Consider the following 13,283-nt stretch of genomic DNA (forward strand, 5'->3'; position numbering starts at 1 on the left):
GATGATGAGAAAAATAAAATATATACTTATAGTACTGTCTGGGGTTTTAACCATTACTTCATGTGACACTAGCGAATTAGAATTGAATAATCCCAATACTTTATCGCCTGAAACTTTCTTTAAAACCGAAGCACAAGTGCAGTCTGCAGTAAATGCTTCGTATGCAAATCTTCAGACAAGAGGACTCTATGGCAGAAATCTTTTCTTCGCGATGGATCTTATGGGGCATGATGCTTTAGGAAATCCACAGTTAGAAGGTAACAAAAAACCTTTCCAGGATTTTTCTTTTAACGGAGGAAACGATATTATTCAATATTACTGGGAATCTTGTTATATAGGAATATCCAGAGCTAATTTTGTGCTGGATAACGAAGAAAAAATCAATGCACTTCCAAATTCTGTTTTATCTCAGGAAAAAAAGAATAAATATTTAGGAGAAGCTCATTTTTTAAGAGCATACTATTATTTTCTATTAGTAAGACGTTTTGGAGATTTACCAATTTATAAATCAGGTACTATTATTGGAAACGCAAGAAGCCCTAAAGCAGAAGTGTATGCCTTGATTGAAGAAGATCTTGTATTTGCATCGCAAAATCTTTTACCCAAAGCATCAGAATCAGTAGGAAGGGCTAATAGAGAAGTGGCTTATGCACATTTGGGTAAAGTATTGTTATATCAAAAAAAATACGATGAAGCCTTAGCAGCCTTTAATAATGTGACCAGTTACAGCCTCGAAGATAAAGGCAATTTTTACAACAACTTTATGGAAGAAACAGAACATGGTAAAGAATCTATTTTTGAAATTGAGTTTGACGAAAAAAATGGAACAGGTGATCAATGGGGAGCTGTTGGTGATAGCGGAGGAACAGGCTTTGATGAGTCAACGCTTAGAGGTCAGGAATATGGAAATCTTAGCTGGTACAATGTTTATCCGTCAGATAATCTTTTAGATTCATATGAAGCAGGTGATAATCGTTTTGGAGATACTTTTTATGTGCCAGGTTCCTCTTATTTAAAAGGAACAAAGGTAATGGTAGCAGGTAACTTTACTACCTCTGCAGGTATTAGAAGAGCCGGCTGGAAAAAATACCAAAACTATTACAATAGAGAAGATGAAGCAACCCGATCAAGCATTAACTTTAAAGTAATGCGTTATGCAGATGTACTGCTGATGAAAGCCGAATGCGAAAACCAAAGAAACGGCGGTTCTCAGACAGCTGCAATAGCATACATTAAAGAAGTGCGCGATAGAGCAAATCTGACAACTAATATTGCACCAACAAAAGACGCTGTTTTTGCAGCAATTGTGCACGAACGTCAGGTAGAATTTGCCGGAGAGCAATCTCGTTTTGATGATATTATAAGATGGGGTATAGCAAGTACTGTATTACAAGGAACAGGTTTTACTGCTGGTAAAAGCGAGTTATGGCCAATACCAAACAGAGAAACCTCGTCTAATCCTAAAATAAAACCAAGTGATAATAATCCTGGTTATTAAGGTTTTAAATTTTGGTTAGTTTAAGTTAAGTTAGTTTTGTATAAACAGCGCATTTACTGCGCTGTTTATTGTTTACGGTTTTCTGATTAGGAATATATTTAAAAAAATAAATATGGTTGTATATAAAAAAAACTCAAGCAGGTATGTAATTAAAATTTCGTTTTTTTTAATGATCGTCATCATGACAACACCCATTCGAGTTACTGGACAGGAAAAAAAGAAGACGGAAAAAACACAATCCGAAAGACCGCAATATAGAAATCTATTTAAGGAAGCAGGTTACAGCCAAGACGAAATAGACAAGAAAGTAGCCAAAGCCTATTATGATATATTCGAAGGGCCAAACAAAGTATATTTTGAAGAAGGAGAAACTTTAGGATATGTTTCTGATGTTAAAAATAAAGATGCCCGTACAGAAGGAATGTCATACGGAATGATGGTTGCCGTTCAGCTCAATAAAAAAGATGTTTTTGATCGTTTATGGAGGTGGTCTGTAAAATACATGCAGCATCAAGAAGGACCAAGAGAAGGATATTTTGCTTGGAGTGTAGATCCAAAGACCAAAAAACAAAATTCTCCCGGCTCTGCCTCAGACGGGGAATTGTATTTTATAACCAGTCTGCTTTTTGCTTCTAATAAATGGAGTAATGATACAGGAATAAATTACTATAAAGAAGCCAGAAGAATTTTAGATGCCATGTGGAAAAAAGATGGTACAGCGAATGTTCATAATATTATAAATATTGAGCATAAACAAATTTCCTTTGTGCCAGAAGGAGGAGGTTACAACTGGACAGACCCTTCTTATCATGTTCCTGCATTTTATGAAATATGGGCATTGTATGCTAAAGACGGTCATGAGCAGTTTTATAAAGAATGCGCCGATGTTTCGCGTAATTTTTTACATAAAGCCTGTCATCCTGTGACGGGGCTAAATTCAGATTATACAGAATTTAATGGAGAACCGCATCCGACACCTTGGATGCCTCCTGGATTCCGTTATGATTCTTGGCGAGTTCCTATGAACATTGCCATGGATTATACTTGGTACGGAAAAGATAAAGAATGGCAGGAAGACTATGCGAAGCGTTTTCAAAATTTTCTTAGATCTAAAGGATTAGACAAGTATGAAGATCAGTTTAATCTTGATGGTTCTACTCCCGATTTTATTCTTCAGGCCGGTCCTGTTAAAAAACTCAGACATTCAATCGGTTTAGTAGGAACCGCCGCTACAGCATCGTTAGTAAATAAAGATAAAGCAAGCATGGATTTTGTTCACGCTGTCTGGAATGCCAAACTTGAACCTTATGAAGACGGTTACTTTGATCCCTATTATGATGGATTAATGTATCTCTTCAGTTTAATGCATCTTAGCGGGAACTACCAGATTATAACTCCAAAGAGTTAATTAGAATTTAAACTTAAAAGTAAAGATATGAAACAGTTATCAGTTGTTATAATATGGATATTTGTTTTGATAGGCGCTGCAGGTTTTGCACAGACAAACCCAGCTTCTATTATAGAAGATTTTAAACCATCAACAATAAATCAGCCTGGGCAGGAATACCCAAAAGTCAATTCTCAAGGTTATGCACGATTTCAAATTTTAGCTCCTGAGGCTAAATCAGTTGTATTAAGCCTTGGGTTAGGAGGAGCAAAAGGAGGAACGGTTCTAACAAAAGATCAGGATGGTTACTGGAGAGGCACCACGGCAGGTGCAATGGATGAAGGGTTTCATTATTATCATGTAACTGTTGACGGTGGAATTTTTAATGATCCAGGTGCACTTAACTTTTTTGGATCTACCCGTTGGGAAAGTGGTATAGAAATACCAGCGCATGATGAGGATTTTTATGCATTGAAAGATGTTCCTCACGGAAATGTACAGCAGATTCTTTTCCCTTCAAAAAGCACCAATACCTCACGTAGAGCTTTTGTTTACACACCACCTGGGTATAATAAAGATAAAAACATCAAATATCCTGTTTTGTATTTACAGCACGGATGGGGAGAAGACGAAACGGCTTGGAGCAATCAGGGACGTGTAAATTTAATTATGGATAATTTGATTGCTGAAGGTAAAATAAAACCATTTATTATCGTCATGGCATATGGCATGACAAATGATGTTAAATACGGAGGTCTGGCTAGTTTCAAGATAGAACCGTTTCAGACTGTTCTTGTAGAAGAGTTAATTCCTTATATTGACTCAAATTTCAGTACATTTCCTAATCAAGCCAATCGTGCCATGGCTGGTTTGTCGATGGGTGGAATGGAAACACATTCTATTACCCTTAATAGGCCTGAAGTTTTTTCTCAATATGCACTTCTAAGTGGAGGTATTTATAAGCCGGAAGAGATTAAAGATAAATCAAAAGTAAAGCTGGTTTTTATAAGCTGTGGAAGTCGAGAAAGACCAGAGAATGTAGAAACTGCTGTAAAGACTTTGAAAGAGGAAGGATTCAATGCGGTCTCTTATGTTTCAGAAAATACAGGGCACGAATTTTTGACTTGGCGCAGAAGCTTCCATAAATTAGCACCGCTTTTATTTAAGTAAATCGAATTTTTCAGCTCAGTGCTGCGGTTCTCATATTCATTATCATTAGTAGTATATAATATTTCTTTTAACTGTTTTTATCTTATTTTGAACAGTGAAGTACGGAAAAATAGCTCAGGTTGATTGTTTAGTACAAGGATTAGACAAAAACCTGAGTTTTTTTTTATTCTTGTATCAAAAGGGAGTTTTTTGTGTCTTCTTTGTCTTTTAATTAAAAATAATCTTATATTTAAGGTTATTATTAACTGTTGTAAAGATTATAGATTATTAAATTAGATTATATGTTAAGAAAAGAGATATTTCTTGTAGATGATGATGATGACGATATTACCAATTTTATGGATGCCATCAGCTCTCTGAACAAAGAAGTGAACTGCCGCACTGCGGGCAATCCTATAAAAGCGCTTTCAGAACTCAATTCTACTGATAAACTTCCTGATTTGATATTACTGGATTATAATATGCCTTTTATAAATGGGCTGGAATTTATACGCCGTTTGCGCAGTTATGACAGGCTGGCAAATATTGAAGTGGTAATGTTTTCAACACCAGATGAGCATATTATGATTCCCTGGCTTTTAAAAAACGATACGATCGTAAAATATATTTCAAAGCCTGATACATTTGAGGAACTAAAATCAGTCCTTGATGAAATATTATAGGCAGTTCTCAGGCGAAGTCCTTTTGTTATAACTAATTTGTTTATAGCATTGTACAGGTGTGCTTTTTAATTATATCTGACTTAATTATCTATGTGAAAAAACACATGCAGCCATCCAAATCTTGGCATATACGGATCATAAATTTCACAAATCATTGCTATTAAATATGTAATTTTTTTCGAGACAGAATCAAAAAGTCAGTTTTATACTCATAACTGATTTCAATTACTTTTGTTTTCTTCTCGGTGCTTATTGCGCTGCATATCCTTATGGTGATGCTTTTTAGAGCTTTCCTTTTTCCTTTTTAATCATTTAGTTTTTTTCTTAAATCAGCCTGCACCTGCAGGTTATTTTTTTATATAGAATTTTCAAATTTAAGCCTGTCCATTTCACGCCCTAGTTTGTCCGTTTGGGATATTTTCTGATTTTAAAACCAGAACTGCAGCTATACTTTTGACTAATAAATTAACTAATAGGTAAATGATTAAAACATCAGGATTATGAAAACAATATCAAAAATCACCAACCGTATAACAGCTTTAACTTCTAAGGTATTTTTAATTACTGCTCTTTTTTTAAGCTTTAATGCTGTCAATGCACAATCAGAAAACCAGAAACCAAATGCAGTAACAATAAGTCCTTCTTTGGGAACACTAAAACAAGTTAATGCTGGTTTATTAAACGTAGGCTATACTGAAGCTGGACCTTCCAAAGGAACTACTGTAATACTGCTCCACGGCTGGCCTTATGATATTCACAGTTATAAGGAAGTGGTTCCTATTTTAGCTGCAAAAGGCTATAGAGTAATCACTCCATATTTAAGGGGATCTGGAACTACGACATTCCTTTCGAAAGATACTTTTAGAAACGGACAGCAAGCAGCATTAGCAACTGATATTATTGCTTTGATGGATGCGCTTAAAATTGATAAAGCCATTATTGGAGGTTTTGATTGGGGAGCTAGGACAGCGGTTGTTATGGCGGTACTTTGGCCTGAACGTTTACAAGGATTAGTTTCTGTCAGCGGTTATTTGGTTGTAAATCTTGAAGCTAATTTAAAACCGCTGCCTCCAAAAGCAGAATTAGGATGGTGGTATCAATATTACTTTGCAACAGAAAGGGGAAAATTAGGATACACTCAAAATACCTACGAGTTTAATAAACAAATCTGGCAGATCGCCTCTCCATTATGGAAGTTCGATAAAGCGACTTACGATCAAACGGCGCAGTCTTTTGACAATCCGGACCACGTAGCAATCGTTATTCATAATTACAGATGGAGACAATCACTTGAAGCGGGAGAATCTAAATACGATAGTTTAGAAAAACGTTTAGCAGCAAGACCTGCAATTAAAGTGCCTACTATTACAATAGGAAGCGATTTTGACGGTGCTTTCGCCGATGGAAAAGCGTACGCAGACAAATTCAAAGGAAAATATGAACACAGAATCCTCAAAGGCATCGGACATAATGTTCCTCAAGAAGATCCACAGGCATTTGCAAAAGCAATTATAGACGTCGATAATTTAAGTAAAAAATAAATAAAGTAAAAAGCAAGCACAACACACAATTAACATTTCACAACACACAATTAAAAAATTATGGAAACAAAAATTTTATACACAGGCAGGACACACACGACTGGCGGCCGCGAAGGAGCATCACAAAGTTCAGATGAACAATTGAATATTAAACTTAGTTCTCCAGGTTCTTCACGTTCTGGGACAAATCCGGAACAACTTTTGGCGGCAGGCTGGTCAGCATGTTTTATTGGTGCAATGGGAATTGCCGCCTCAAAGTTAAATATTAAACTTCCGTCGGATACTTCGGTAGATGCTGAAGTAGACTTGTGCGTGACAGAAGGTGCATATTCTCTTCAGGCAAGATTGAATATTAGTCTGCCAGGTCTAGATCCTCACACAGCAAGAAAAGTAGCCGATGAAGCACATCAGACCTGTCCTTACTCTAAAGCAGTAAGAGGAAATATTAATGTTGAAATTAATATCCTTTAAACATTTAAAATCAAGAGTCTCTTCGAATGAGGCTTATTATAGTCAATTTACATCATGAAAAAGATACAATTATTACCAGCTGTTTTCATCACATTGATGCTTTTAATAGGAGTGACTGTTTTAGGGCAAAATCCAGATAAAACAGCAGAGAAAGGTTTTGCTTTATTAGAATTATACACTTCTGAAGGCTGCTCAAGCTGTCCGCCTGCAGATGAACTGATGGGAAGAATCCAAAATGAATATAAAAACCATGAGGTTTATATTTTGGCTTATCATGTCGATTATTGGGACAGACAAGGATGGAAAGATGTCTTTAGCAATTCAGCTTATACCAAAAGGCAGTACGATTATGCAAAATTTCTGGGAAAAGAACCAATTTATACACCACAGCTGGTTGTAAACGGAAAAACTGATTATATTGCTTCGCAGGAAACTACTGTTAGAAATGGAATCAAGTCTGCACTTTCAAAACCTGCTGCTGCCAAATTATTTCTCGAAGGCACTCAGGCCAATAATAATCTTAAAGTAAATTACAATATAGAAGGCGTTTTTAAAAACAGCAGCTTGTTACTTGCAATTGTTCAGAAAACAGCTAAAAGCAATGTAAAAAGAGGAGAGAATGCTAACCGCATTCTATCGCATTATCAAATTGTTCGTCATTTACAGTCGTCAGCTTTAAAAGATAAAAAAGGAATAGTATGGATTCATCTGCCAAAAAAATTTAATACAAAAGATTTTGAAGTGATTGGTTTTATTCAGGACAATAATACAGGAAGTGTTATGGGAGCATCACGAGCTGTGTTACAACAATCTCCGATTTTATGAAAACAGTTTTTTTAAGCTTATCCTGTTGCAGTAAAATGCCGGAAGCAAAACGTACCAAAAGTTTTAAGCGTAATAAAAGTGATCTTATTATAAAAGAAAATATCATGTTGTTAATGCAGGAGAATAAGGCACTTTGGCTTTGAAATTTGAACTTACTAAAGATAAAATCGGAACAGAAATATTTTGTTCCGATTTTTTTAGGGATTAAAAAATACTTTCAAAATATCCTATCTTTGACAAAGCGAGATCTAAAAACACATAAAAAATATATGGAAAAAGTAAAAAACTTTCACGTTTCCCGAAAGGTGATTTGGGGAAGTTCTATAGCATTGGCGGTTCTTGCTTCGATACCAAAGTTATTTGACGCTGGTTCAACTCCTGGAGATATTGTCATCAATTCTTCGATTACCTTAATGTTCTCTATATTTATTTGGTATTATAATATTTACAGCCTTCCAAAGTTCTCGTCGCAGCGTACCAATAAAAGTTTGTTTAACTGGAAACTTTTACTAAGTGTGATATTGGGGATTCTAATTATGGTCATTCTGGTAATTGGGCATCAGGAACTTTTTCAGATTTCTAAAATGGATGCTCCAATCATGTTTGAATTGCGGGGCGTATTAATTAATCTGATTGTTTATATGTTTCTGCATCTGCTTTTTCAAAACTATCAGACCCAGAAGATGGGACTGGAATTAGAACGCACGCATGCTGTTAATCTAGGAGCGCAGTACGAATTACTGAAACAGCAGGTAAATCCCCATTTTTTATTTAATAGCCTCAATACGCTGAAATCTATGGTAGAAATTCAGGATCCGCAGAGTGCTGACTTTATTTTAAAATTATCTGATTTTTACCGTTTTACACTCGAAAGCCGAAAGTTAGATTTAATACCCTTAAAAGAAGAACTTCAAATTTTAGATTCTTATGTGTTTCTGCTCAAAGCGCGTTTTGAAGATGGATTCGTTCTGATAAATGAAGTGGATCAAAAACAATACGAGTCTGTAGTTCCCCCTTTTACTGTTCAGTTATTAATAGAAAACTGCATCAAACATAACGTGGTTTCCCTTGAAAAACCATTGCGAATCAAGTTATACTCAGAGGACGATTTTTTAGTTATTGAAAATCCAATACAGCTCAAAAGAGGTGTTTTGTCAACAGGTGTTGGTCTGGATAACATCAATAATCGACTTATGCATTTAGTTCATAAGGAAATTCAAATTGATAAAACCGAAACTATATTTAAAGTAAAAATACCAATGATCTATGACTATCATAATAATTGAAGATGAGGTAAAAACAGCCAAAGCGCTTGGGCAGCTTATTCTGAGCATCAGACCTGATACTCAAATTTTGTCGTATATACAGAGCATAGATGGTGCCGTGAGTTATCTGTCAGAAAATGATCAGCCAGATCTTATTTTCATGGATATTCAGCTGGCAGATGGTCTGTGTTTTGAAATTTTCAAAAATGTAGAGGTTGTATCACCAGTAATATTCAGCACCGCATTTGATGACTATGCAATTGAGGCATTTAAGTCAAACGGAATTGACTACGTATTGAAACCATTTTCAAGAGAAAGTATTGCACAGGCTATTAAGAAAGCAGCAGAACTGAAGAATTTCTTCCAAAGAAATAAAAAGATGATACCAGATTTCGAGTATTTATTGACACGAACTGGCGAGAATAAAGGGAAAAGCAGTTTTTTGGTTTTTAAAAATAATAAATACCAAACAGTTTTAACCGAGAATATTGCTTTGTTTTATATTAAAAATGAAACTCCAACCATCATGTGTTTTGATAAAACTGAATATCAAATTACACAATCATTAGATGAGGTTCATAAGCTGTTATCGCCCATACAATTCTTCAGGATCAACAGGCAGTATTTGGTGAATTTTGCAGCAATTAGAGAGGCAGAACATTATTTCTCTCGTAAGTTAATTATCAAATTAACCATTCCAACAGAAGAAAAATTGTTGGTAGGAAAAGAGAAAGCAACCGCCTTTTTGAACTGGCTGGAAAATAGGTAAAGATTAGTTTTTTTGTTTGATGTTTCATGTTTCATGTTTTGAAACTTCGGGATTAAGTTTCAAGTTTCAGTCCCGAAACCTCTGGCTCAGGTTGCCAAACGGGCAAAAAGAAAGATTATATAGATATCTGGACGACATGCCGTATAAACCAGAACTTTAGACATGAAACATGAAACCTGAAACAAAAAAAAATTAAAAGACCTTCGAAGGAGACAATCCATATTGTTTCTTAAAGGCAAATGAAAAATGGGACAGGTCTTCAAAACCTACTTCAAGATAGACTTCAGTTGGGGTTTTTCCTTTTTCTTTTATCAGATAATAAGCCTGCTGTAATCTTTTTTGTAATAACCAACGGCTTGGCGAAACTTCAAAAATACGCTGAAAGTCACGTTTAAAAGTGGCCAGGCTTCTACCAGTGAGGTAGGCAAAACGGTCTAACTGCACATTAAAATGAAAATTCTTTTTCATGAAAGCTTCCAAATCAATTTTCCCCGGCTCATTAAAATCAAATAAAGTATCTTTGAGTTCGGGTTTACATTGCAATAAAATGGTAATAGCTTCATTTACTTTTAAAGTTTGAAGTTCTTCTGTAATTAATTGATCTTCGTTGATATAAGGAATCAAAGATCCCATTAAACTTTTAAGCAGTGGAGTTTCTTCCAATTGAAAAACAGTTTCTGTTTCAGGACTTTTAATTAAACTGGTCTTTTGATTGTGTTTTATTGAGAAATCACGCAATGCTTCCTGATTCAAATAAATTGAAATGGATTGAAATGCAGCATTAGGATCAGGCTGTTTATTGAATTTTATAAGCTGATTCCTTTTGATAAATCGAAAATCACCCGGTTTGAAAATATATTCTCTGATGCCGTTGTTTAAAGTAAGTATTCCTGAAATCTGAAAACTTAAAACATGTTCTGCAGCAAATTGTTCACCTTCGCGATTTTGGGTATAATAGCACGAATAAGCAATTGCTGGTATTTTCTGATTTATTTTTGAATCGTTCATATTACAAATTTATAAAAAATGGTCAGCAATATTTAGTACTGACCATTACAGAATGTATTTAAATTATTCTTTTTTAGTATTATTGGTATACCATTTTCCTTGTGCGGTATCAAAAAAGCTTCCTGCTTCATCATGATCTGTTGATATACTAACATTCATCCAATTTTCCATTTCTTCTGTTCGCTTTTGGTCAGCATTTTTTAATATACCAATTGCTTCACTACCTAGTACCAAGTGTACAGGAGGGTTTGGATGAGACGCTAAATCCACCATCACTTTGGCTGCTTTTTCGGGATCACCAACAGCAACAAATTGTCCTCCTTTGAAAAAATCAGTACGTTGTTTTACCATTTCGTAGCCTTCTATTTCAGTTGCGTAAGACATAGAAGCGCCAGCCCAATCGGTACGGAAACCGCCTGGTTCGACACTAGTTACCAATATTCCTAACGAAGAAACTTCTTTGGCCAAAGCTTCGGTAAAGCCGCTTAGACCAAATTTTGCCGCCTGATACATCGTTAGACCTGGATTACCAACGCGTCCGCCAATAGAACTGATTTGTAAAATCCTTCCTGACCCCTGTTTGCGCATATAAGGAAGGACGGCACGCGTAATCTCAATTGGGGCATATAAATTAGTTTCTAACTGACTGCGGACCTGCTCACTGGTGTAAGCTTCGGCAGCCCCGATAATTCCGAATCCTGCATTGTTTACCAAGACGTCAATTCTTCCAAAATGTTCTGCAGCCGTTTTAACCGCACTATACACTTGTTCATAGTTAGTAACATCTAAGGCTAGCGGAAAGATTTGATCTTTGTAAAGAGCCTTCAAATCATTTAACTGATCGATATCGCGGGCCGTTGCCACAACTTTATCACCGCTTTTTAAAACTGCTTCTGTAAGATTACGTCCTAATCCTCTTGAGCTTCCTGTAATAAACCATATTTTATTCATTGTAATTGTATTTAAATGTTCAGTACAAAATTACGGCAGAAGCAGGGATGAGTATTTTGTTAGAAAGCTCAAATTTATTTGTTAGAAAGCTCATGATTCTATAACGAAAAAGCCTGAGATTATCTCAGGCTTTACTATTCCAATAAATAATAAATCTATTCAGTTTTATGGGTAATGTAGTGAACAGTGTATAATTTTCTAAACATTAAATAAGTTATGCTAACCATTACAAAAGCAATAACAGCGTCAGTTACTGCAGAAAAGCCTAGTACTGCGAGTTTTGAAAAGAACGCAAAAGTGATATCAAAGAAAATACCCGCAAAGACCCATTCTTTCAACCGCAGTAACTTATTTGGAATTAATAACACGATAACTCCTGCGGCTTTAAACACACCAAGCAGGTAGATGAAATGTTCTGGATATCCTAATTGCTGGGTAATTCCCCAAACAATAGGATTTGTAGTAAGTTCGAAAAAACCGCTGGCTCCAAACCATAAAGAAGTTAAGATAACACCTGTCCAGTAAATAATTTTTGTTGTTTTTGCATTCATGATTTTAAAATTTTAAGCTGTTAAACAGGGCAAATTTGCATCAGAACACTCTCATTAGATAATCATAAGTAATTGAAGTGGACAATTTCGATCTTTAAATAGACAATTTGGAGGCTAATTTTATTTAAAGCTTTACAATTTGATCGAAATAGTCAGCATTGCTCTTTAATTTTATTTGATTTTTTGGAACGATTTTGGCTTGGTCCCAATATGTTCCTCAAAAACCTTGGCAAAGTGACTTAAATTAGAAAATCCCATCTTAAAGCCAACCTCTGACACAGTCATTTTATTTTCTTTTAGTAATCATGCTGCCTCTTTCATTCGGAATTTTTGGTAATAGCTAAACAAACTGTCCCCAAAAATTTGTTTAAATAGTCTTTTAAACTTTGATTCGCTCATTCCTACTTCTGAAGCCAGTTGTTTTATAACGGGAGGCGCAGCAATGTTGTTCAAGATTGTATCTCGCACTTTATAAATTTTTTGAACATCTATTTGATTTAGTGCATGTGTAGTTGGATTTTCTCTTTTAAAAAGTTCTTTTAAAGTCAGACAGATTAATTCCTCGGCTTTAATTTTAAAAAAGAAATCATTGAGGGAAGCTGGAATATCAGCCTGAATAATTTCCATAGCCACCTGCTCAATTTTTGGCGAAAGCAGCTCTTCAAATAAGATCGACTGTTCGCTGGTAATAATATTTCTGAAAATTTCATTGTCAATATTCACTCCTAGAGTTTTGGCTAATTTATCGGAATCGATTCCAATAAAAATAGAGTTGAATTTAGTTCTACCCGGATAGAATGTTTCAATATTAAGTTTTCCCTTAAAAATCTGAATTGAAGGAAGATTTCCTGAATATTTGTTTTTTGAATCGGCATCTGGAAAAATATTATTAAAAGAAAATAGTATTCTATTCAGTGTATTTTGACCTCCTAGTCTTTTCGCAAGCACATTGTCATTAAACTCATAAAAACTTACAAGCATATTTATGGAATTGTCTAATCTAAATCCTCTTAAATAGCCTTTCCCTTTATTGTCGGGTATTACTAATATTCCATTTTTTACCTCTGTACCTAATAAATCCGCAAAACCCGCTAAAAAACCGAATTCCTCCTTTAAATGTAATTTCATTATAATGACCTTTTAGAGCTATTATTGTGTCAAATGTAGCTATTTTAATCCTTATTG

The 13,283-nt window shown here is 35.1% G+C and carries 13 protein-coding genes; 9 read left to right on the forward strand and 4 right to left on the reverse strand.

The features are described from left to right. The first annotated feature begins 1 nt into the window (after position 1). From QMG60_RS14830 to QMG60_RS14870, 9 genes are all read left to right on the forward strand, one after another. Complete coding sequence (locus QMG60_RS14830) at positions 2-1,498, forward strand: RagB/SusD family nutrient uptake outer membrane protein (protein WP_281865443.1); 1,497 nt, start codon at positions 2-4, stop codon at positions 1,496-1,498. A gap of 181 nt (positions 1,499-1,679) precedes the next feature. Beyond that, entirely contained in the window at positions 1,680-2,906 is a 1,227-nt protein-coding gene (locus QMG60_RS14835; protein ID WP_281865444.1) for a glycosyl hydrolase family 8, read from the forward strand. Positions 2,907-2,933: 27 nt separating this feature from the next. Further along, entirely contained in the window at positions 2,934-4,055 is a 1,122-nt protein-coding gene (locus tag QMG60_RS14840) for an alpha/beta hydrolase-fold protein (protein ID WP_281865445.1), read from the forward strand. Between the two features lie 281 nt (positions 4,056-4,336). Further along, positions 4,337-4,717, forward strand: coding sequence for a response regulator (locus QMG60_RS14845; protein ID WP_057118138.1), 381 nt, complete (start codon positions 4,337-4,339; stop codon positions 4,715-4,717). A 500-nt stretch (positions 4,718-5,217) separates the two neighbouring features. Beyond that, a complete protein-coding gene (locus QMG60_RS14850; protein WP_281865446.1) occupies positions 5,218-6,258 on the forward strand; it encodes an alpha/beta hydrolase in 1,041 nt (346 codons plus the stop codon). A 60-nt stretch (positions 6,259-6,318) separates the two neighbouring features. Further along, positions 6,319-6,729, forward strand: coding sequence for an organic hydroperoxide resistance protein (locus tag QMG60_RS14855; RefSeq protein ID WP_134141431.1), 411 nt, complete (start codon positions 6,319-6,321; stop codon positions 6,727-6,729). A gap of 54 nt (positions 6,730-6,783) precedes the next feature. Continuing rightward, complete coding sequence (locus tag QMG60_RS14860) at positions 6,784-7,554, forward strand: DUF1223 domain-containing protein (RefSeq protein WP_281865447.1); 771 nt, start codon at positions 6,784-6,786, stop codon at positions 7,552-7,554. Positions 7,555-7,823: 269 nt separating this feature from the next. Continuing rightward, positions 7,824-8,840 (forward strand): histidine kinase, encoded by a 1,017-nt coding sequence (locus QMG60_RS14865; RefSeq protein ID WP_281865448.1) that lies wholly within the window; start codon positions 7,824-7,826, stop codon positions 8,838-8,840. Further along, positions 8,821-9,588, forward strand: a complete 768-nt coding sequence (locus tag QMG60_RS14870; RefSeq protein ID WP_281865449.1) for a LytTR family DNA-binding domain-containing protein — start codon at positions 8,821-8,823, stop codon at positions 9,586-9,588. The genes QMG60_RS14865 and QMG60_RS14870 overlap by 20 nt, the downstream gene beginning before the upstream one ends. Before the next feature lie 192 nt (positions 9,589-9,780). Here the strand turns inward: QMG60_RS14870 and QMG60_RS14875 are convergent, their stop codons facing one another. The 4 genes from QMG60_RS14875 to QMG60_RS14890 all read right to left on the reverse strand — a co-directional run bounded on the left by QMG60_RS14875 (position 9,781) and on the right by QMG60_RS14890 (position 13,226). Beyond that, on the reverse strand, positions 9,781-10,596 hold the full coding sequence (locus QMG60_RS14875; protein ID WP_281865450.1) for an AraC family transcriptional regulator: 816 nt from the start codon (positions 10,594-10,596) through the stop codon (positions 9,781-9,783). Between the two features lie 63 nt (positions 10,597-10,659). After that, positions 10,660-11,547, reverse strand: a complete 888-nt coding sequence (locus QMG60_RS14880) for an oxidoreductase (protein ID WP_281865451.1) — start codon at positions 11,545-11,547, stop codon at positions 10,660-10,662. Positions 11,548-11,702: 155 nt separating this feature from the next. Then, on the reverse strand, positions 11,703-12,098 hold the full coding sequence (locus tag QMG60_RS14885; RefSeq protein WP_281865452.1) for a DoxX family protein: 396 nt from the start codon (positions 12,096-12,098) through the stop codon (positions 11,703-11,705). 303 nt (positions 12,099-12,401) lie between these two features. After that, the gene (locus tag QMG60_RS14890) at positions 12,402-13,226 is read right to left on the reverse strand and encodes an AraC family transcriptional regulator (RefSeq protein ID WP_281865453.1); all 825 of its coding nucleotides are present in this window, start codon (positions 13,224-13,226) and stop codon (positions 12,402-12,404) included. Positions 13,227-13,283 lie beyond the last annotated feature (57 nt).

Source organism: Flavobacterium sp. GSB-24 (assembly GCF_027924665.1).
Classification (GTDB): Bacteria; Bacteroidota; Bacteroidia; order Flavobacteriales; family Flavobacteriaceae; genus Flavobacterium.

What these genes read in the sequence shown, in the direction of transcription:
- QMG60_RS14830 (WP_281865443.1), top strand. Translation starts at nt 2, where the DNA reads ATGATGAGAAAAATAAAATATATACTTATAGTACTGTCTGGGGTTTTA.
- QMG60_RS14835 (WP_281865444.1), top strand. Translation starts at nt 1,680, where the DNA reads ATGACAACACCCATTCGAGTTACTGGACAGGAAAAAAAGAAGACGGAA.
- QMG60_RS14840 (WP_281865445.1), top strand. Translation starts at nt 2,934, where the DNA reads ATGAAACAGTTATCAGTTGTTATAATATGGATATTTGTTTTGATAGGC.
- QMG60_RS14845 (WP_057118138.1), top strand. Translation starts at nt 4,337, where the DNA reads ATGTTAAGAAAAGAGATATTTCTTGTAGATGATGATGATGACGATATT.
- QMG60_RS14850 (WP_281865446.1), top strand. Translation starts at nt 5,218, where the DNA reads ATGAAAACAATATCAAAAATCACCAACCGTATAACAGCTTTAACTTCT.
- QMG60_RS14855 (WP_134141431.1), top strand. Translation starts at nt 6,319, where the DNA reads ATGGAAACAAAAATTTTATACACAGGCAGGACACACACGACTGGCGGC.
- QMG60_RS14860 (WP_281865447.1), top strand. Translation starts at nt 6,784, where the DNA reads ATGAAAAAGATACAATTATTACCAGCTGTTTTCATCACATTGATGCTT.
- QMG60_RS14865 (WP_281865448.1), top strand. Translation starts at nt 7,824, where the DNA reads ATGGAAAAAGTAAAAAACTTTCACGTTTCCCGAAAGGTGATTTGGGGA.
- QMG60_RS14870 (WP_281865449.1), top strand. Translation starts at nt 8,821, where the DNA reads ATGACTATCATAATAATTGAAGATGAGGTAAAAACAGCCAAAGCGCTT.
- QMG60_RS14875 (WP_281865450.1), bottom strand. Translation starts at nt 10,596, where the DNA reads ATGAACGATTCAAAAATAAATCAGAAAATACCAGCAATTGCTTATTCG.
- QMG60_RS14880 (WP_281865451.1), bottom strand. Translation starts at nt 11,547, where the DNA reads ATGAATAAAATATGGTTTATTACAGGAAGCTCAAGAGGATTAGGACGT.
- QMG60_RS14885 (WP_281865452.1), bottom strand. Translation starts at nt 12,098, where the DNA reads ATGAATGCAAAAACAACAAAAATTATTTACTGGACAGGTGTTATCTTA.
- QMG60_RS14890 (WP_281865453.1), bottom strand. Translation starts at nt 13,226, where the DNA reads ATGAAATTACATTTAAAGGAGGAATTCGGTTTTTTAGCGGGTTTTGCG.